This window comes from Calyptranema fuscum S582, from assembly GCF_055793305.1.
Genome location: NZ_JBSLYH010000150.1, coordinates 1 through 316, shown reverse-complemented (window position 1 = coordinate 316; position 316 = coordinate 1). Strand labels below are relative to the sequence as shown.

The 316-nt window shown below is 53.5% G+C and carries 1 pseudogene; it reads left to right on the top strand.

The window, feature by feature from the left end:
• Positions 1 to 315, top strand: a pseudogene (locus tag ACR6Z4_RS32270) (NF041680 family putative transposase); the annotation flags it as partial.
• Position 316 lies beyond the last annotated feature (1 nt).

Sequence of the window (316 nt, the reverse complement as noted above, 5' to 3'; positions counted from 1 at the left end):
TTATCGACGCCTGAGCAATGCCAACGCTGGAGCGATCTGATGCCCTTGCTCACCTGGCAGTTGTGGCTGGCGCGTTGCCATGTTCAGGATTCCCCTTTGCCGTGGCAGAAACCCTCCACTCACCTTTCTCCAGGTCGAACAGCCAATGCCTTTGCATCAGTTTTAGCGTTGATTGGAACACCTGCTCCTCCTCCCAAACCCCGCGGAAAGTCTCCTGGTTGGAACCCAGGGCAACCCCGTTCACGTCGCATTCGCTATCCAACCGTCAAAAAACGCTTTACCAAACCTAAAAAGTCAGCGAAAAAGTCAGCTTAAC